Source organism: Microcella pacifica, assembly GCF_009371975.2.
In the GTDB taxonomy this organism is placed as follows: domain Bacteria; phylum Actinomycetota; class Actinomycetes; order Actinomycetales; family Microbacteriaceae; genus Microcella; species Microcella pacifica.
In genome coordinates this window covers 19745-38718 of the sequence record NZ_VIKT02000012.1, presented here as the reverse complement: position 1 = coordinate 38718, position 18974 = coordinate 19745, and the positions used below count along the sequence as shown (strand labels likewise).

The following is an 18974-nucleotide window of genomic DNA, read 5'->3' as shown; positions in this document are numbered from 1 at the left end:
CCCTGCCTCAGGCGCCACGGTCACCCACCGCGCAGCACCCCTTCGAGATCGGCGATGGGGTTGTACCAGCCGAGGTCGAGGATGAGCGTCTGCAGAGCCTTGTCGGCCCCGACGATGACGACGACACCCACGATGATGAACAGCACGCCCATCGTGCGGCGGAACCAGCCGCGCGGGTCGGCGAGCCACCCCAGCCGGCGCGCGGCCCCCCGGCCGGCGAGCGAGATGAGCAGCAGCGGAATCGCGAGACCGACCGCATAGAGGCTCACGTAGAGCACCCCCTCGGCGAACGAGACGGGCAGCACGGTCGCGACGATGAGCGCGTAGGTGGGGCTGCAGCTCGAGAACACCGGGCCGAGTGCGGCCCCGGTGAGGATGTCGCCGCCGATGCTCTGCCGCTGCACCGAGCCGTCGAGCGCGCGGTTGCTGCGATCACCGAGGCCGAGGCGCGTCGAGAATCGCTCCCACAGGCTCGGCGCGAGCAGGTTGATGCCGAGCAGGATGACGATGACGCCCGAGATGACCTGCCACACCTGCGTCGGGATGCCGAGCAGCGCCGTCGTCGCCTTGAGCAGCAGGGTGAAGGCGATGACGCTCACCGCGAGGGAGCCCGCGATGACGTAGGGGCGCACTCGTGCCCGGGTCGAGCCGGCGTCGTCGGCGACGATCGAGCCGCCGATGATGATCGGCAGCAGCGGCAGCACGCACGGCGCCGCGACGGTGAGGACGCCAGCGGCGAGGCTGACGAGAGCGAGCCCTTCCACGCCGCGAGCCTAGGGCGCCGCCGCCACGAGGGCGTCGAGCGTCGTGTCGGAGTACAGAACCTCGGAGGCGAGGGCGGCACCGTCGTCGTCGACGAACACGATCGTCGTCTGGATGGTCACGCCGTACTGCTGGCGCAGGCTCGTCGCGGTGTCGAAGTCGACCTTGATGATCGTCAGGTCGTCGGGAATCTCCCCCGAGAGGATGCTCTCCTCGAGCGCACGACACTGCGGGCACCACGGCGCATGGAAGAACAGCGCCTTCGTGCCGGCGGTCTCCGCGATGATGCCGTCGCGGTACTCGACGTACGCGCCCGCCTGCGCGGCGTCCCCGCTCGAGCCGGCCCCAGCATCCGTCGCGTCGTCGTCCATCTCGTCGTCTATGTCGTCGTCCATCGACTCGCTCGAGCCGGGCGCGGTCGAGACTTCGGCCGAGGGCTCGACCGCGGGGTCGCCCACCGGGGTGCAACCGGCGACCACGAGGGCCAGGGCGGTCGCGAGGGTAGCCAGTCGCAGAAGGGGCGCGGGAGAGGTCATGAGGAGAATCTAGGCGGCGCCCGGTCGCGCCGACAGCGTGCGAGCTTACGAAACCCTTACCGAGCGAGGCACGTCCCCTGCAGCGGCTGCCGGTCAGCGGTTCTCGAGCGCGGAATCCTCGGCGTCGGCGTCGGGATCCTCCGGCGTCTCACGCGTTCGACGGGCAGCGAGGTCGGCGGCGACCGCGTGCCGCAGGCCGGGGAAGAAGATGTAGGAGACGGTGAAGGCGATGATCGTCGCGATGATCGCGGCCCACCACCACTGCAGCTGCGCGAGCAGGAGGAGGGCGAGGACGCCGCCGAACAGTCCGAACCGCACCAGGCTGTAGGCGATCCACGGGCTCATGCGCCCATTCTACGAGCGCGACCAGGGTGCAGGCTGCGCACGGCCCGCTCTCGGGCGCCGCCCAGAGCACATGATTACAGTAGGGGCATGGCCAGAGTCATCGTCGTGCTCGTGGTGGTCGCCGTCGCCTTCACGATCTATACGCTCGTCGACGTCCTGCTCACCGACCGTCGGCGCATCCGGGCCATGCCGAAGGCGGCCTGGGCCGTGCTCGTGGTCGTGCTCCCCGTGCTCGGCGGCATCCTGTGGCTCATCGTCGGCAAGGCCCGCCGAGGCCCCGGCCGCATGAGCCGCACGGTCGCTCCCGACGACGACCCGGCGTTCCTCGGCACGCTCGGCCGCGACGAGGTCGCGCGCCGTGCCGAGCAGGACGAGCGTCTGCGCCGCCTCGAGCAGGAGCTCGCCGACCTCGACGATGACAACCCTCCGCCCGCTGAGCGCTGAGTCGCCGGCCTCGGCGTCCGCGGCGGCCCTGCTCGAGGGTCTCGTGGCGCACGGGGTCGCCGACGTCGTGCTGAGCCCCGGCTCGCGTTCGCAGGCCCTCGCCCTCGCGGCGGCGGCCTTCGCGCGTGCCGGGCACCTTCGCGTCACGGTGCGCATCGACGAGCGCGTTGCGGGCTTCACCGCACTGGGTCTCGCCGTGCAGACCGGTCGGCCCGTCGCGATCGTGTGCACGTCGGGCACGGCTGTCGCCAACCTGCACCCCGCCGTGCTCGAAGCGCACCACTCGGGTGTTCCGCTCATCGTGCTCACGGCCGACCGCCCTGCTGAGCTGCGCGGCATCGGCAGCAACCAGACGACGGTGCAGCCGGGCATCTTCGGCGAGCTCGTGCGCGCTGACTGGGATGTGCCCGCCCCGACGGGCGCGCCCGGTGAGCGTGAGGATGCTCGCACCCTCGCCGCCCTCGCGGTCAGGGCGAGTGCCGAGGGCCCCGTGCACCTCAACCTCGCGTATCGCGAACCGTTGAGCGGGAGCATCCATGTTCCGGACCCGATCGATGCCGCACCCGCACTGGATGATGCGCCCGCTGCCCCCCGGCAGACGCTCGACCTCGTGCCCGACGACGCGACCGTCGTCATCGCGGGCCACGGCGCCGGGCCGGCCGCCGAGCAGCTCGCGGTCGATCTCGGCGCTCCGCTCATCGCGGAGGTGTCGAGCGGCGCCCGCTTCGGCCGCCACCTCGTCGTCGCCTACCGCGACGTGCTGCGCGGGCCGCACGGCGAGGCCGTCGGCCGGGCGATCGTGTTCGGGCACCCGACTCTCAGCCGCGAGGTGCCCGCCCTGCTCGAGCGCGACGACGTCGAGACGATCGTCGTGCGCACGCCCGGCGTCGAGGCGTACAACCCCGGCCGTCGCGCGCGCATCGTGGACGACGTGCGCGTGCAGGGCACCCCCGATCGCACCGTCGTGCGGCGCTGGGTCGGCGGCTGGGTGAGCATGTCGCGCGCCGTTCTCGAGTCGCAGGAGCCCGGCGACCCCGCGCCCGAGCTCTCGCTCGCCGTCTCGAGCGACCGCGGCGTGCGCGCCGCCTTCGCCTCCGCCGAGCTCGCCGTGCTGCGCGCCCCCGTCGACCGGCGGATGCTCGTGCGCGCCGTGTGGGCTGCCACCTGGCCGCACGATCGACTCGTTCTGGCGGCCTCCCGGCTCATCCGCGTCGCCGACGCGATCGTGCCCGGCAAGGCGATCCCCGTGCACGCCAACCGCGGTCTCGCCGGCATCGACGGCACGGTATCGACGGCGACGGGCATGGCGCTCGGCGCTGCCGATGCGGAGACCACCGCGACGCCCGGTACGACGCGCGTGCTCCTCGGCGACCTGGCCCTCCTCCACGACGCCGGTGCGCTGCTCGCCCCCCTGCCCGACGACCTGCGGCTGCACGTCATCGTCGGCAACGACGGCGGCGGCACGATCTTCGACGATCTCGAGGTGGCCGCGACCGCGCCCGCCGACGACTTCGAGCAGGTCATGCGCACGCCGCAGGAGGTCGACCTCGCCGCACTCGCGGCGGCCGGCGGCTGGGCGTACCGACGGGTGACGACGCGCGCCGAGCTCGACGACGCGCTCACCGCGCCCGAGCCCCGCCTCCTCGTCGAGGTGCCTCTCAACGAGCCGACTCTGACCGAGGCCACGTCGAGCGACTGACCCACGCGCTCACCGCGCTGCCGGGTAGCCTCGGGTCATGGACGAGCTGCTGCGGGCACCCGCCGACGTACGACTGCACGACATCGACACGCGCTCCACCCCCGGCTTCGACGGCGACAAGGCTGACGGTGAACGGGCGCTCGCCGATGGTGTCGACGAGCTGAGCTCCCTGCAGGAACGGCTGCACGCGGCAAGCACCGCCGGCGAGACGCGCCGCGTACTGCTCGTCATCCAGGCCATGGACACGGCGGGCAAGGGCGGCATCGTGCGCCACGTCATCGGCTCCGTCGACCCGCAGGGCGTGCAGCTCGCGGCCTTCAAGCGCCCCACCGAGGAGGAGCTCAGCCACCACTTCCTGTGGCGGGTCGAGAAGCAGCTGCCCGCCGTCGGCAAGATCGGCGTCTTCGACCGCTCGCACTACGAGGACGTGCTCATCGGGCGGGTGCGCGAGCTCGCCCCCGCCGACGAGATCGAGCAGCGCTACGACGACATCGCCGCGTTCGAGCGTCGCGTCGCCGACAGCGGCACGAGCATCGTGAAGGTCATGCTGCACATCTCGAAGGACGAGCAGAAGGAGCGCCTCGCCGAGCGGCTGGACCGCCCCGACAAGCACTGGAAGTACAACCCAGGCGACATCGATGAGCGGATGCTCTGGGCCGAGTACGAGCGCGCCTACGAGCTCGCCATCGAGCGCACGGATGCCGACCACGCGCCCTGGTTCATTGTGCCCGCCGACCGCAAGTGGTACGCCCGGCTCGCGGTGCAGTCGCTGCTCCTGTCAGCACTGCGCGACCTCGACCCGCAGTGGCCGAGTGCCGACTTCGACGTCGAGCTCGAGAAGCAGCGCCTCGCCGACTCGTAGCCAGCGCTGCGGCTGCCGCTACCGCAGACTGTCGGCCGCCACGCCGGCCGACACGAACTGCCTGTGTCCTTTTGGACGCCCTCTATCGGAGGGCGTCCGCAATCGGCCGGAACTTCATGCGGGTCTCGGCGAGCTCGGCCTCGGGGTCGGAGTCGGCGACGATGCCAGCCCCGGCATGCGCCGTGAGCAGCCCGTCGGCGTCGACGGTGGCGCAGCGCAGCGCGATGACCCACTCGCCGTCGCCGTCCTGGTCGATCCAGCCGACGGGCGCCGCGTAGCGGCCGCGATCGAAGGGCTCGAGCGCGGCGATGAGGGCGAGGGCGTCCGCGGTCGGCGATCCCGCGACGGCGGCCGTGGGGTGCAGCGCGGCGACGAGGTCGAGCGCACTGGACTGCTCGCCGAGCTCGATGGCGACGTCGGTGGCGAGGTGCCAGAGGTTGGGCAGCTTGAGGGTGAAGGGCAGTTCGCTCGCGGTGACGGCGCGGGCGTGCGGGCGCAGCGACTGCAGCACGCTCTGCACGGCGAAGGCGTGCTCGTCGAGGTCTTTCGTGCTCGTGGCGAGCGTCGCGGCGGCCGCGGCGTCGTCAGCGGCGTTGGCTCCCCGCGCGGTGCTGCCGGCGAGAACGCGCGCGCTCGCCTCGCGCGCGTGCACGTTGACGAGCGTCTCCGGGCTCGCGCCGACGAGGCCGTCGACCGCGAAGGTGAGGCAGTCCGGGTAGGCCTGGGCGAGCTCGTCGACGAGCGCGCGACGGTCACTGTCGGCAGGAATGCGGGCGGTCGCATCCCGGGCGATGACGACCTTCTCGAGCTCTCCGCCGCGGATGCGGGTGAGGGCCTCGGAGACGACGCCCATGAAGGCGTCGCGGCTGAGGCTCGAGGCGGCGAGTGTGGCGCGCGGGCGCTCGCCGATCGGGCGCGGCAGCGGTGTGGAGACGGGCTCGAGGCCACCCTGCTCGACGCTCAGGCGCGTGACCCAGGAGACCCCCTCGTGGCGGCCGATGATGAGCTCGGGCACGATGAGTGTGCTTGTGGCACCGGAGTCGTCGGCGAAGGCGAAGGTGCCGAACGCGACGAGCCCGCTGCCGGGGCGGCGCACCGGGTCGTCGACGTGAGCGAGATCGCTCACCGAACGCCACTGAGCGGCGGCCTCGGCGATCCTGTCGGGGCCCCGGTATTCGAGTCGCAGCGTCTCTCCCACGCCCACGATGCCGTCGCCGCGGCGCAGGGCGACAAGGGGAGTGCCCGGTTCTGCGTAGGGCAGGAGCGGCCCGGGGTCGGGCACGGTCTCGGTGACGACTCGCAGCACGTCGGCGGCAGGATGCGCCGCGGGCGCAGCGGGGGAGGGCACGGATCGAGCGTACTCTGCGCGTCCTGCGCCGCTGTCGCGCACTCGACGCCTGCCCAGGCGCCTCACGGTCAACCCCGGGTGAGCGCTCACTAGACTCGGTGTGTGACGAGGGCAGACCTGACGAAGACGCCGCGCGAGGTCGCGGCGATGTTCGATGGCGTGGCGCGCGGCTATGACCGCACGAACGCCGTGCTCTCGGTCGGCAACGCGGGCCTGTGGCGCGCGGCGACGGGTCGGGCGGTCGACCCGCAGCCCGGGGAGCGCATCCTCGACATCGCGGCGGGCACGGGCACGAGCGCTGCGGCGCTCTCGAAGTCGGGCGCGAAGGTCATCGCCCTCGACTTCTCGCAGGGCATGGTCGAGGAGGGCCGCCGCCGGCACCCGGGCCTCGAGTTCGTGCAGGGCGATGCCGAGAAGCTGCCGTTCGGCGACGACGAGTTCGATGCGGTGACGATCAGCTTCGGCCTGCGCAACGTGCAGCGCCCCCAGGTGGCGCTCGCCGAGATGTACCGCGTGCTCAAGCCGGGCGGGCGTCTCGTGATCTGCGAGTTCTCGCGGCCTCCCGTCGGGGTCGTGCGCGCGGGCTACTTCGCCTACCTGCGCTACGTCATGCCTCTCGTCGCGGGTGCGGCGAGTTCGAACCCCGAGGCCTATCGCTACCTCTTCGACTCGATCAAGGACTGGCCCGACCAGACCCGGCTGAGCCAGTGGTTGCGCGGTGCGGGATTCACGCGAGTCGCGTACCGTAACCTCACGACGGGCGTCGTCGCCCTGCATCGTGGCCGCAAGCCGGCGAATGCGGCGATCCGCGCGTCCGTCGCTCAGCGCCGAGCACGCTCGACCGAGTCGAGCACCTCGACCGATGCGGCCGTGTCGTCGTCCTTCACGGCGCTGTAGCCTCCTTCCTCTCGACAGATCGGCAGATCCGGTGACCCACGGCACTCCCCTCGCCCGCCGCAGCAAGACGCTCAGCGCGTCGCTCGGCCTCGGCGAGAAGCTCTTCGCCTCGAGCGAGGAGCGGCGTTTCGCCGACGCGATCGAGGAGGGTCTCGCGGAGGTCGAGGCGGGCCTGCTGCGCGAGGTGAGCTTCGCCGATGACATGGCGGATGTCGCGTCCCGCTACCTTCTCGAGGCGGGGGGCAAGCGCATCCGCCCCGTGCTGACGCTTCTGACCGCCCAGTTGGGCGAGGGCAACAACGCTGCGGTCATCACGGCGGCGCAGGCGATCGAGATCACCCACCTGGCCTCGCTCTACCACGACGACGTCATGGATGAGGCGGAGATGCGCCGCGGGGTTCCGAGCGCGCAGAGCGTGTGGGGCAACTCGGTGGCGATCCTGACGGGCGACCTGCTGTTCGCGCGCGCGAGCAAGCTCGTCGCGAGTCTCGGTGAGGGCGCGATCAAGCTGCAGGCCGACACGTTCGAGCGCCTGTGCCTGGGCCAGTTGCACGAGACGGTGGGCCCGCGTCTCGACGACGACCCGATCGACCACTACCTTCAGGTGCTCGCCGACAAGACGGGGTCGCTCATCTCGGCGGCCGCGCAGATGGGCGTCATCTTCTCGGGCGCGCCGCAGGAGTACGCCGAGCCGGTCGTGGTCTTCGGCGAGAAGATCGGTGTCGCCTTCCAGCTCATCGACGACGTCATCGACCTGGCCGAGCCGGAGTCGGAGACGGGCAAGGCGCAGGGCACCGATCTGCGCAGCGGCGTCGCGACCCTGCCTCTGCTCTACTTGCGCCGCGCTGCGCAGAGCGACCCGGGGGCTGCCGACCTGCTGGACCGCATCGAGCGTCACGTCGTGGCTGGTGGCACCGAGGAGGAGCTCGCCGCGGCGATCGCCGAGTTGCGCGCGCACCCGGTGACGGGGGAGACGCTCGACGAGGCACGCCGCTGGGCGGATGACGCCGTCGCCGCCCTCGCGCCCTTGCCGCCGAGCCCGGTCACGAAGGCCCTCACCAAGTTCGCGGAAGCCGTCGTCGACCGCAGCAAGTAGTCTCGATCCCCGTGGCTCCGCCGCCTCCGCCGATCCAGAAAGTGCTCTACTTCTCATGACCAAGCTCAGGCTCGCCATCGTGGGCGCCGGCCCCGCCGGCATCTACGCCGCCGACATCCTCCTCAAGCACGAGCGGGCGTTCGAGGTCTCGATCGACCTGTTCGAGCAGCTGCCCGCACCGTACGGGCTCGTGCGCTACGGGGTGGCCCCGGATCACCCGCGCATCAAGGGCATCGTCAACGCGCTGCGCGAGGTGCTGGATTCGGGTGACATCCGCGTCTTCGGCAACGTGCGGTACGGCACCGACATCACGCTGGACGACCTCAAGAGGCACTACAACGCGGTCATCTTCTCGACGGGTGCGGTGCGGGATGCTCCGCTCGAGATGCCCGGCATCGATGCGCACGGCAGCTACGGTGCCGCTGACTTCGTCAGCTGGTACGACGGGCATCCTGATGTTCCGCGCGAGTGGCCGCTCGAGGCGCAGTCGGTGGCGGTCATCGGCAACGGCAACGTGGCGCTCGACGTGGCGCGCATGCTCGCGAAGCACTCGGAGGATCTGCTGCCGACGGAGGTGCCCGACAACGTGTACGCGGGCCTGCAGGCCTCGCCCGTGACGGATGTGCACGTGTTCGGCCGCCGCGGCCCGATGCAGGTGAAGTTCACGCCCCTGGAGCTACGAGAGCTCGGTGAGCTGCGCGACGTGGACATGATCGTGCACGAGGAGGATTTCGACTACGACCCTGCCTCGCGTGACGCGATCACGTCGAACAAGCAGCTGACGGTCATCGACCGCATCTTCACTCAGTGGCGCGCACGCGAGACGGGCAGTGCGTCTCGGCGCCTTCACCTGCACTTCTACGCGCGACCTGTGGAGGTGCTCACCACGGATGGCGCGGTGAGCGGCTTCCGGTACGAGCGCACCGAGCCGGACGGCCAGGGCGGCGTGCGCGGTACGGGCGAGTTCCGCGAGGTCGAGGTGAGTGCGCTGTATCGCGCGGTGGGCTACTTCGGCTCGCCGCTCGACGGCATCCCGTTCGACGAGCGCCACGGCGTGATCCCGAACCACGAGGGCCAGGTGCTCGGCGACGACAACAACCAGGTGCCGGGCGTGTACGCGACGGGCTGGATCAAGCGCGGCCCGGTCGGGCTCATCGGCCACACGAAGAGCGACGCGATGGAGACGATCCAGCACCTCGTGAAGGATCAGAGCTCGTGGTGGTCTCCCGCGGAGCCCGCCGAGCAGGCGGTGACCGACCTGCTCGATCGTCGAGGGGTGCTGTACACGAATCTCGACGGCTGGCACCGTCTCGATGCCCACGAGGTGGCGCTCGGCGAGAACCAGGGCCGCGAGCGCATCAAGGTCGTGCCGCGCGACGAGATGATCCGCATCTCCCGCGACTGAGCATGCCGGTCGCGCGCCCGAGATGTGGCGCCGCGGCGATGCGGTGTCCTCTCAGAACGACCACTGCGTTGGTTCACCTCCGGGCCTCGTGCTCTCGGGCATCCGTTCGGGTGCGCACAGAGCGGCCTGACGAAGTGCAGCCTCGAGGGAGACGCACCAGCGATCTCCCGAGTTTGCATCAGCGTCGGACCAGTGCACGACCGCTGGTCCTGAATACCGCAGGCGATGCCCTCGCGAAGGACGGCAGACGTGCGGTGGAGCCTCAATGCCGGCAGAACTGATCGCGCCCAAGTATTCGAGCGCGCTCACGCAGGCGAGTGGCCCGCCGTGCGCCCAGGAGGCGCGAACGGCTGCAGGCAGATCGACCGATCCGTACCAGCCTCGACAGAGCCGATGCAGCCAGCCGTACTGCACGCCGATGCGCACATCGTGAGAGGTCCAGCCGACGCGCAGAAGCTCAGCGCGAGACATGATCCCGCCGTGATGGGCGATGCAGTCCTCGAAGGTGAAGAATTCGCGCACGACGAGGAGTCTGGTGCCGGTTGTGTGCCACTGGTGCCGCGAGAACGCCGTAGGGGATGCGCCACGTGCAGACGCACGTGGGGAGGACGCGCGACGGAACGAACCCAGGCCTCCGCCCCTTCCACAACTTCGGAATGGAAGGAACTCGGGTGACCGTGCCGGCGCCGCTCCGAAGTTGTGGAAGGCGGAGAGAGGTGCAGTGTGGTCAGACGGCGGAGTCCGCGGTCGTCGTCCAGCCGAGGGCGACGAGCTCGCGCAGCACGTCGAGGTCGATGGCCGACAGTCGGGTGACGTAGACGCACGCGACAGAGGCGGTGTGCGGCCCGAGGCGATCGAGCAGCAGGGGCGAGTCGGGGTGCTCGGTGAGCCCGTACAGGGAGAGCTTGGCCTTGCGCGGTGAGAAGCCTGTGCGCAGCCAGACTCCATCGTGCCCGCTCGCATAGCGATAGGTGTACTGACCGAATCCCACGATCGACGGGCCCCACATGACGGGCTCCGCGCCCGTGGCGGCGCGGTACACCTCCACGAGCTCAGCGCCCTCCGCGCTGCGTCGAGCGTCCAGGGTCGCGAAGAACTCCTCGACCGGAACGTCGGTCGGTCGCGTCTTCTGCGTCATGGGGGCACCCTACGCTCGCGGCCGCGCCGGGGCTACTGCACAGTCGCCGTCACGCGCGCGAGGTCGTCGAAGATGCGCATGTGGCGCGGGCGGCGCATCCAGTCGTCGAGAGTGAGTTCACGCGAGTTGTCGCGATAGGACTGCTCGATCGCGCGCAAGTCGCTGATGATGCTCGCTCCGCGCACCATGACCGACACCTCCAAGTTGAGGCTGAACGAGCGCATGTCCATGTTGCTCGAGCCGATCACGGCCACCTGGTCGTCGATCGTGAAGTGCTTGGCGTGCAGCACCGTCGGCGCTCGGTACAGCCAGATGCGCACACCCGCGCGCAGCAGCTCCTCGTAGTAGGAGCGCTGTGCGTGGAAGACGAGTGGCTGATCGCCGATCTCCGACACGAAGAGCTGCACGTCCAGCCCGCTCTGCGCCGCTGTCGTGATCGCGTAGAGCATCGACTCGTCCGGCACGAAGTACGGCGAGCAGATCTGAATCTGCTCCTGCGCCGCGTAGAGCAGCGAGTTGAAGAGCCGCAGGTTGTTCTCGCCCTCGAATGCCGGCCCGCTCGGCACCACTTGAGCGTCCAGAATGCGCGTCGGGTCCGCCTCCACGACGGCGGGGGTCTCGCGCAGCAGTAGCTCATCGGTCTCGCTGTACCAGTCTGTCGCGAACAGCGCGTCGACACCGGCGACGATCGGCCCCTCGAAGCGCACCATGAGCTCCTTCCACTCCAGACGCCCCGACCAGTGGGGGCCGCGGTGGTAGGTGCGCTCGATCAGGTTCTGCGACCCGGTGAAGGCGACGCGGCCGTCGACGATCAGGAACTTGCGGTGGTTGCGCAGATCCGGCCGCTGATACTGGCCCAGCCAGGGGCGCACCGGCAGCATCCGATGCCACTGGGCGCCGATCGCGTCGAGCCGCCGCAGCATGCGTCGGTAGCCGCGCACCCGCACAGACGCGACGTGGTCGAACAGCACGCGCACCGTCACGCCGCGCGCGACCGCGCGCGCGAGGGCGTCGAAGAACGGGGCGGTCTCCTCGTCGACCGACATGATGTAGAACTCGACGTGCACCGAGCGGGTCGCTGCATCGATCGTCGCCGACATCGCTCGCAGCGACTCCGCATAGTCGGCGATGAGCTCTGCCGAGTTGCCGCCCACGAGCGGCATGGACCCCAGATTGCGGTTGAGCTGCGCGATCGGCATGAGCCACGGCGGCCAGGGCTCGTTCGTCGAGACCTGATCCATGCCGGCCGTCGTGTCGAGGATGTACTGGTTGATCTCCACCTGCTTCTCGCGCCGGCGTCTCGGCAGGCGGCGCGAGCCGAGCGACAGGAACAGCAGGAACCCGACGATGGGCAGGATGTAGATGAGCAGCAGCCAGGCGAGCGCGCTCTGCGGCCGACGGTTGCGCGGCACGACCACGAGTGAGACGAGCGCGACCGTCACGATCGTCAGCAGCAGCAGCCCCGCGATCACGGCGGCGGCGATCGCTCCGGCGCCGCTGACCGTGATCTGGTCGCTCATGGGCGCAGTCTACTGAGCGGCATCGGACGAGGCCGGGTGCTCGCGCGCGGCGACGCCGGCCACGAGCAGCGCGGCGATCGCGAGCACCACGACGAGCGCCACCACGGCGGGCCAGTCGCCGACGACGAACAGCACGCCGCCGAGCCAGCCGGCGGCGCTCGACCCGGCGTAGTAGCTGAGCGTGTAGATGCTCGTCGCTTGTGCTCGCCCTACGCTCGCGCGCGCGCCGATCCACCCGGAGGCCACGGCGTGGCCGGCGAAGAACCCGGCGGTGAGGGCGACGAGACCCACGATGACGACCGCGAGCACGGGCACCAGGGTGAGCACTGCGCCCACGAGCACGAGGGCGCCGGAGGCGAGAAGCACGCCTCGTCGGCCGACCCGGTCTACGAGGGCGCCCGCCATGCGCGAGGAGAGCGTGCCGGCGAGGTAGGCGGTGAAGAGCAGCGACGCGACCGCGGGCGGCAGCCCGAACGGCGCCTCCTCGAGGTGGAAGCCCAGGTAGTTGTACATCGTGACGAGCGCTCCCATGAGGAGCGCGCCCTGCAGCCACAGCGCCACGACGACGCGATCTCGTGAGAGCGTGCGCACGACCGAGACAATGTGACGCGCGCCCCGCACCGTGCCCGGCTGAAAGCCGCGAGCCCGCGGGGCGAGAAGAAGGAACACGACCGCCGCGACCGCGGCGACGGCTGCCGCGACGGCGAGCCCTCCGCGCCAGTCGCTCAGCTCGGCGACCGGCGCCGCCACGAGCCGCCCCGTGAGGCCGCCGACGCTCGTTCCCGCCACGTAGGTCGCGGCGGCGACCCCCGCATGCCGCCGGTCGACCTCCTCGCTCAGGTAGGTGAGCGCGACAGCGGGGAGACCGCCGAGGGCGACACCTTCGACCATGCGCACTCCGACGAGCAGCTCGATGCTCGGCGCGAGCGGCGCGAGCAGCCCCAGAGCGCTCGCGCCGACGAGCGCGATGCGCATCGCGGCGAGGCGACCGATGCGATCGGCGACCCACGACCATGGCAGCACCGCGGCGGCCAGCCCCGCGGTCGTGCCCGAGACCGTGAGGGCGGCCGTCGCGGGCCCGACCTCGAGGTCGCGCGCGATCTGCGGCAGCACCCCCTGTGCCGACCACAGCTGCGTGAAGGTCGCCACGCCCGCGATGAAGAGCGCGGCGAGAAGCCGCCTGTACTCCCGGCTGCCACGCGGGTGACCGCCGAAGGTGCCCGTCACGGCATGTCAGCGCATGTTGACGAACTGCAGCGCCACGTCGAGGTCTTTGCCCTTGAGCAGCGCGATGACCGACTGCAGGTCGTCGCGGCTCTTCGACTGCACGCGCAGCTCATCGCCCTGAATCTGGCTCTTGACGCTCTTCGGGCCCTCGTCGCGGATGATCTTCGCGATCTTCTTCGCGTCCTCGCTCGAGATGCCGTTCTTGAGCCCGACCTCGATGCGGAACTCCTTGCCGCTCGCGTACGGCTCGCCCGTATCGAGGCTGCGGATGCCGATACCGCGCTTGATCATCTTCGACTCGAGCACCTCGAGCACGGCCTTCACGCGCTCCTCGGCGCTCGCCTTGAGCAGCAGCCTCTCGCCGCTCCACTCGATCGACGCGCCGACGCCCTTGAAGTCGTAGCGCTGCGCGATCTCCTTCTGCGCCTGGTTGACGGCGTTCTCCGCCTCCATCTTGTCGACCTTGCTCACGATGTCGAATGAGGAATCAGCCATGCGCCCATGCTAGCCGCCACCCCGCGCTGCCGGTCGGACTCGCGCCAGGTGCGCATGGTGGAATGGCGCATGCTCTCGCGCCGCGCCCTCGCCACGCTCATCGGCGGGCTGCTCGCGGGCGGTGTCGTGCTCGCGCTCCTCATCGCCCTTGTGCTCGCTCCGCGCGGCGGCGGTGGGGATGCGGCCCCACCCGCCCCGACCGAGGCCGCTCCCGCACCGCGCTGGGCAGCGCCAGCCGAGGTGCCGCCCGGGGCCTCCGAGCCCACTCGCGCCGGGGTCGCTGGCCTGGCCGACCCCGAGTGGCTCGCCGCCGTCGCCGCCGAGACGGGCATACCTGAGCGGGCGCTCGCCGCCTACGCGGGCGCCGCGATCGCGAAGAACGGCGAGCGACCCGACTGCGACCTCGGCTGGAACACGCTCGCCGGCATCGGCTGGGTCGAGTCGCGGCACGGCAGCTATGGCGGAGCATCCATCGCCGATGACGGCACCGTGAGCCCGCCCATCATCGGCATCGCGCTCGACGGGTCGACGACCGCGCTCATCCCCGACACCGACGACGGTGCCATCGACGGCGACGACGAGTTCGACCGCGCCGTCGGGCCCATGCAGTTCATCCCCGGCAGCTGGGCCAACTGGTTCGTCGACGCGAGCGGCGACGGTGACGCCGACCCGCACAACATCGACGACGCGTCGCTCGCCGCCGCCAACTACTTGTGCCGCGCGACGCCGACCCTCGGCGACGAGGAGTCGTGGCGGGCGGGCATCGCCGCCTACAACTCGGCGAGCAGCTACCTCGACGCCGTCGCGACGCGCTCCGCTTTCTACGCGCAGGCCGCCGCGGATGCGGTGCCGTGAGACCGCCTCGCGATGGTCACACGAGGCTCGTACCTCTTGTATCCTTGACTCGCGCTTCCGCTCGATGACCACATCGGTCGGGCGCGCACCCGGCGAGTTACCCTAGCGGCCAAAGGGATCTGACTGTAAATCAGACGGCTCAGCCTTCGGGGGTTCGAATCCCTCACTCGCCACCCATGACCGACACCTCGCTCCTCGCCATCGCCCGCGGCATCGCCGTCGAGGCGGCAGAGCGGGTCGCCGAGGCCCGCCGAGGCATCGTCGAGGTCGCCGACGTGAAGTCCTCCTCGGTGGATGTCGTGACGCAGGTCGACCGCGACACCGAGTCGTTCATCCGCGGTCGGCTGCTCGAGCTGCGCCCCGACGACGCGTTCCTCGGCGAGGAGTCGGGGGGCGGAGGCGGCACGAGCGGCCTCACCTGGGTCGTCGACCCGATCGACGGCACCGTCAACTTTCTCTACGGCATCCCGCACTACGCCGTCAGCATTGCGGTCGTCGAGGGAGAGCCCGACCCGCAAAGCTGGACGGCCCTCGCGGGCGCGGTCATCAACCCGGCGACGGGTGAGCTGTTCACGGGCTCCGCTGGCGGGGGAGCGTTCCTCGGCGAGCAGCCGCTGCGCGTCTCCCGCCCCGACTCTCTCGAGCGCACCCTCCTCGCGACAGGCTTTGCCTACGACGCAGCTATTCGCGCCGAGCAGGGCGCGGTTGTCGCCCGCCTGCTCTCTCGCGTACGTGACATCCGCCGCATGGGCACCGCCTCGCTCGACCTGTGCGCCGTCGCTTCGGGCCGCGTCGACGCCTACTTCGAACGCACGCTCAACCCGTGGGATCACGCGGCCGGCGCGCTCATCGCCGAGGAGGCCGGCGCGCGGGTGAGCGGGCTCGGGGTGCCGCGGCCCAGCACGGCGTTCCTGCTCGCGGCCCACCCCGAGCTGGCCGCCCTGCTCGAACCGCTGCTTCTCGAGGTCGCAGCAGACGGGCCGGAGCAGTCATGAGTGTCGTGCGCGAAGCCTGCGAGTTCGTTTCACGGACTGGTCGAATCGCCGTGAACCGGTTAGTCTTTACCAATCCGTGATAATTGCGGAGCTTGACCCTGCCTCCTTCCGAGACGGTCGAATACCCACGTGCGAGTCCCAGAACCCGACTAGAGATGTGATCAAGGCCTACCGATACCCGTGACAGACGAGCTGCAGCCGCGGAACAGCGCCCCCGAAACGGACGCCACCGCCCTCCCCGGAACCCTGCAATCTCTCGGCTTCACTTTTGGTGAGGAATCCCCGGCAACACAGCCTGTCGAGGTTCCGCTCGAGGCCGTCTCCACGACCCCCGCGCCCCTGAGCCGTCGCGCTCTGCGCGAGGCGGAGAAGTCGAGCTCGCGGCGCCGCGGTCGTGCCGGTGGCCGCAAGGACCGTCGCGCGAAGGCCGATGCACGCGCGACTCCTGCGGTTGCCTCGCCCGCCGCGCCTCCCGCTCCGATCGACCCCGCCGATGTGGCGACCGCACCGCTCGACGCGGTCGACGACACGGCGGCCGAGGCTTCCGCGCTGCAGGCCAGCCCGGCCTCGAGCGCGGCGGCCTCGGTCGCGACGGCACCGACCGCGTCAGCACCGAGCGCACCCGAGCCGTCCGCCGTGGTCGGCCCCGTGCATCCCGCCTCATCGCGCGGTCGCCGCAGCGTGGCGACGCGCACCCCGGCCAGCCGCCCGCCCGCCACCGCGTCAGCGCCCGCCCGCACCCGCCTCGGCAAGCGGGTCGCCCAGAAGACCTTCCCGCCCGTCGTCATGGCGGCGGCCGCTGCGCTTCTCATCGGCACCTCCGTGCACCCCAGCGCCCTCTTCGATCCGGATGCTCAGCCGGCGTCGGCCGCCTACGCCGCCATCCCGACCAACGAGCTCGAGTCGACCGAGGCCGCCGCCGCCGAGCCGGCGCCGGAGATGGTCGAGGACCAGGTGCTCGAGATCGCCCCGACCGAGAGCGTTGCCGCCCCGGTCGCGAGTCGCGACGACTGGTCGGTGACCTCGTACGCCGAGATGCTGCGGCTCAAGTACGGTACTCGCAACTTCTCGTATTCGACCAACGGCACGGGTGCTGTGCGGTGGCCGTTCCCGAATCCGGTGCCCATCAGCTCGGGCTTCGGCGACCGCGTTGCCCCTTGCTTCGGCTGCTCGTCCTACCACCGCGGCCTCGACATGCTTGGCGGAGGGGGCAATCCCATCTACGCGATCGCCGACGGCGTCGTCACCGGCGTCGGCGAGTACACGTCGTACGGCTACCGAGTCGAGATCTCGCACACGATCAACGGGCAGAGGGTCACAAGCCTGTATGCCCACATGGAGTGGGACAGCTCGCCACTCAAGGTCGGGCAGGAGATCCCGGTGGGGACTCTCGTCGGCACGGTTGGCAATTCGGGGCTCTCCACGGGGCCGCACCTGCACCTCGAGATCGCCATCGACGGCATCGAGATCGACCCCTTCGCCTGGCTCACGACGAACGCGAGCTAGGACGAACGCCCGGTAGTCGGGCGTAGCCTCAGGCGGCCACCCACACGGTCGTGTCACTCGGTACGGCGCCGGCCTCGAGCGGGTCGCTCGCGAGGATGACCTCGCCGGCCGGCAGCTCGACGGGAGCATCGCCGAGGTTCGCGATGACCGTGACGCCGCCGTTGCGGAAGGCGAGCACCTCGTCGGCGTACCCCTCGAGCCAGGTCAGCGTGCCGAGGCCGAAGCCGTGCTCGGCGCGCAGCGCGAGCGCGAGACGGTAGAGCTCGAGCGTCGAGCCCTCGACGTCGGCCTGCGCGGCGTGCGCGAACCGCGCGAACGTCTCCGGCTGCGGCAGCCAGCTCTCGCCGGTCGTGTTGAAGCCGAAGGCGGGAGCGTCGGGCTCCCACGGGATCGGCACGCGGCAGCCGTCGCGCCCGTACACTTCCCCGCCGGTGCGGTGGAACGACGGGTCCTGACGGTACTCGTCGTCGAGCTCGATGACCTCCGGCAGGCCGAGCTCTTCGCCCTGGTAGAGGTAGGCGCTGCCCGGCAGTGCGAGCATGAGCGCCGTGGCTGCACGCGCCCGGTGCAACCCGAGAGCGGCATCCGGCTTCTCGGGCGATGACGGGCCGATGCCGGCACCGGGACCGGCCGCGTACGGGGCGAGGCCGAGGCGGCTCGCGTGGCGCACCACATCGTGGTTGGAGAGCACCCACGTGCTCGGCGCACCCACGCCCGTGAAGGCTTCGAGCGACTCGGTGATGACGTCGCGCAAGCGCGGCGCGAGCCACGGGGTCGCGAGGTAGGAGAAGTTGAAGGCCTGGTGCATCTCGTCGGGGCGCACCCACAGCGCGGCCTTCGCGAGCGGCTCGACCCAGGCCTCGGCGCACAGCACGCGGTCGCCCTCGTACTCGGCGAGCACGGCGTGCCAGTCGCGGTAGACGGCGTGCACGGTGTCTTGCCCCCAGTAGGGAACCTCGAGGGAGCCCATGAGGCCCTCGGCGAGCTCGCTGTCCTCCTCGGCGGCCTCCTCGATGTCGGGCAGGCCCTCGGCCTTCATGAGGCCGTGGGCGACGTCAACGCGGAAGCCGTCGGCGCCGCGGTCGAGCCAGAAGCGCAGGATCTGCCGGAACTGCTCCCACACCCACGGGTTCGTCCAGTCGAAGTCGGGCTGCGTGCTGTCGAAAAGGTGCAGGTACCAGTCGCCGGGGGTGCCGTCAGCGTTGGTCGTGCGCGTCCAGGCGGGGCCGCCGAACATGGAGTGCCAGTTATTGGGCGGCAGCTCGCCGTTGTCGCCCGTGCCGGGGCGGAAGATGAAGCGGTCGCGCTCGGGCGAGCCGGGGCCGGCGGCCATGGCCTCCTGGAACCACTCGTGCTCGCTCGAGCAGTGGTTGGGCACGAGGTCGACGATGACGCGCAGGCCGAGCTCGTGCGCACGGTCGCGCAGGGCGTCGAAGTCGTCGAGGGTGCCGAAGATGGGGTCGACGTCGCAGTAGTCGGAGACGTCGTAGCCGGCGTCCTTCTGCGGCGATCGGAAGAAGGGGGAGAGCCACACGGCGTCGACGCCGAGGTTGGCGAGCGACTCGAGCCGCTGCGTGATGCCGGCGAGGTCGCCGATGCCGTCGCCCGAGGCGTCGGCGAAGGACCGCGGGTAGATCTGGTAGATGACGGCGGAGCGCCACCACTCGGAGCCCGGGGCAGAAGCCAGCTCGCGGGGGTGCCCGGAGGGCAGGGTGGCAGTCGCGGTGTTCTCGTGAGGCATGACGAACACGATACGGCCAACGCGCCCCATGTGGAAACGGTTCCATCCTCGCTTGCCGTGCACCCGGGGTGCAGAACAGCCGGAATCATGGTGCTAATCTGTT

General features: G+C 70.7%; 19 protein-coding genes and 1 tRNA gene. 10 read left to right on the top strand and 10 right to left on the bottom strand.

Annotation, left to right across the window (positions count from 1 at the left end):
- Positions 1-20: 20 nt before the first annotated feature.
- The 3 genes from FK219_RS08270 to FK219_RS08260 all read right to left on the bottom strand — a co-directional run bounded on the left by FK219_RS08270 (position 21) and on the right by FK219_RS08260 (position 1643).
- Positions 21-764, bottom strand: a complete 744-nt coding sequence (locus FK219_RS08270; protein ID WP_152583637.1) for a cytochrome c biogenesis CcdA family protein — start codon at positions 762-764, stop codon at positions 21-23.
- A 9-nt stretch (positions 765-773) separates the two neighbouring features.
- Positions 774-1298, bottom strand: a complete 525-nt coding sequence (locus tag FK219_RS08265) for a thioredoxin family protein (protein WP_152583636.1) — start codon at positions 1296-1298, stop codon at positions 774-776.
- Positions 1299-1391: 93 nt separating this feature from the next.
- Complete coding sequence (locus tag FK219_RS08260) at positions 1392-1643, bottom strand: DUF4229 domain-containing protein (protein ID WP_152583635.1); 252 nt, start codon at positions 1641-1643, stop codon at positions 1392-1394.
- Positions 1644-1730: 87 nt separating this feature from the next.
- Between FK219_RS08260 and FK219_RS08255 the strand changes: the two genes are divergently transcribed.
- Genes FK219_RS08255 through FK219_RS08245 form a run of 3 tightly spaced genes read left to right on the top strand, consistent with a single transcriptional unit; the run spans position 1731 to position 4648 of the window.
- The gene (locus FK219_RS08255; protein WP_152583634.1) at positions 1731-2087 is read left to right on the top strand and encodes a PLDc N-terminal domain-containing protein; all 357 of its coding nucleotides are present in this window, start codon (positions 1731-1733) and stop codon (positions 2085-2087) included.
- Positions 2059-3786, top strand: coding sequence for a 2-succinyl-5-enolpyruvyl-6-hydroxy-3-cyclohexene-1-carboxylic-acid synthase (gene menD / locus FK219_RS08250; RefSeq protein WP_152583633.1), 1728 nt, complete (start codon positions 2059-2061; stop codon positions 3784-3786). The genes FK219_RS08255 and menD overlap by 29 nt, the downstream gene beginning before the upstream one ends.
- A 37-nt stretch (positions 3787-3823) precedes the next feature.
- Positions 3824-4648, top strand: a complete 825-nt coding sequence (locus FK219_RS08245; protein ID WP_152583632.1) for a PPK2 family polyphosphate kinase — start codon at positions 3824-3826, stop codon at positions 4646-4648.
- 82 nt (positions 4649-4730) lie between these two features.
- On the opposite strand, the gene FK219_RS08240 is transcribed toward FK219_RS08245, so the two are convergent.
- Positions 4731-5996: an isochorismate synthase gene (locus FK219_RS08240; protein WP_328821651.1), complete on the bottom strand. Its 1266-nt coding sequence runs from the start codon at positions 5994-5996 to the stop codon at positions 4731-4733.
- A 102-nt stretch (positions 5997-6098) separates the two neighbouring features.
- Between FK219_RS08240 and FK219_RS08235 the strand changes: the two genes are divergently transcribed.
- The 3 genes from FK219_RS08235 to FK219_RS08225 are packed head-to-tail and all read left to right on the top strand — an operon-like array spanning position 6099 to position 9394.
- A complete protein-coding gene (locus FK219_RS08235; RefSeq protein ID WP_328821650.1) occupies positions 6099-6893 on the top strand; it encodes a class I SAM-dependent methyltransferase in 795 nt (264 codons plus the stop codon).
- Between the two features lie 31 nt (positions 6894-6924).
- Complete coding sequence (locus tag FK219_RS08230) at positions 6925-7989, top strand: polyprenyl synthetase family protein (protein ID WP_328821649.1); 1065 nt, start codon at positions 6925-6927, stop codon at positions 7987-7989.
- Between the two features lie 55 nt (positions 7990-8044).
- A complete protein-coding gene (locus FK219_RS08225) occupies positions 8045-9394 on the top strand; it encodes an FAD-dependent oxidoreductase (protein ID WP_152583630.1) in 1350 nt (449 codons plus the stop codon).
- Between the two features lie 51 nt (positions 9395-9445).
- Here FK219_RS08225 and FK219_RS08220 read toward each other — a convergent pair whose 3' ends face one another.
- The 5 genes from FK219_RS08220 to FK219_RS08200 form a co-directional block, all read right to left on the bottom strand.
- Positions 9446-9916, bottom strand: coding sequence for a type IV toxin-antitoxin system AbiEi family antitoxin domain-containing protein (locus FK219_RS08220; protein WP_152583629.1), 471 nt, complete (start codon positions 9914-9916; stop codon positions 9446-9448).
- 205 nt (positions 9917-10121) lie between these two features.
- Positions 10122-10532, bottom strand: coding sequence for a DUF1801 domain-containing protein (locus FK219_RS08215; RefSeq protein ID WP_152583628.1), 411 nt, complete (start codon positions 10530-10532; stop codon positions 10122-10124).
- A gap of 32 nt (positions 10533-10564) precedes the next feature.
- Positions 10565-12052 carry a cardiolipin synthase gene (gene cls, locus FK219_RS08210; protein ID WP_152583627.1) on the bottom strand — a complete coding sequence of 496 codons (1488 nt, stop codon included), beginning with the start codon at positions 12050-12052 and terminating at the stop codon, positions 10565-10567.
- 9 nt (positions 12053-12061) lie between these two features.
- Positions 12062-13279 carry an MFS transporter gene (locus FK219_RS14120; RefSeq protein WP_152583626.1) on the bottom strand — a complete coding sequence of 406 codons (1218 nt, stop codon included), beginning with the start codon at positions 13277-13279 and terminating at the stop codon, positions 12062-12064.
- Between the two features lie 6 nt (positions 13280-13285).
- Positions 13286-13774 (bottom strand): YajQ family cyclic di-GMP-binding protein, encoded by a 489-nt coding sequence (locus FK219_RS08200; RefSeq protein WP_152583625.1) that lies wholly within the window; start codon positions 13772-13774, stop codon positions 13286-13288.
- A 6-nt stretch (positions 13775-13780) separates the two neighbouring features.
- Between FK219_RS08200 and FK219_RS08195 the strand changes: the two genes are divergently transcribed.
- The 4 genes from FK219_RS08195 to FK219_RS14115 all read left to right on the top strand — a co-directional run bounded on the left by FK219_RS08195 (position 13781) and on the right by FK219_RS14115 (position 17130).
- Positions 13781-14629, top strand: a complete 849-nt coding sequence (locus FK219_RS08195) for a lytic transglycosylase domain-containing protein (protein ID WP_235923843.1) — start codon at positions 13781-13783, stop codon at positions 14627-14629.
- Positions 14630-14720: 91 nt separating this feature from the next.
- Positions 14721-14802 (top strand) — tRNA-Tyr (locus FK219_RS08190).
- Positions 14803-14805: 3 nt separating this feature from the next.
- Positions 14806-15624 carry an inositol monophosphatase family protein gene (locus FK219_RS08185; RefSeq protein WP_152583624.1) on the top strand — a complete coding sequence of 273 codons (819 nt, stop codon included), beginning with the start codon at positions 14806-14808 and terminating at the stop codon, positions 15622-15624.
- A 180-nt stretch (positions 15625-15804) separates the two neighbouring features.
- Positions 15805-17130, top strand: coding sequence for a M23 family metallopeptidase (locus FK219_RS14115; protein WP_152583623.1), 1326 nt, complete (start codon positions 15805-15807; stop codon positions 17128-17130).
- A gap of 28 nt (positions 17131-17158) precedes the next feature.
- Here the strand turns inward: FK219_RS14115 and FK219_RS08175 are convergent, their stop codons facing one another.
- A complete protein-coding gene (locus tag FK219_RS08175) occupies positions 17159-18871 on the bottom strand; it encodes a glycoside hydrolase family 13 protein (protein WP_152583622.1) in 1713 nt (570 codons plus the stop codon).
- Between the last annotated feature and the right edge of the window lie 103 nt (positions 18872-18974).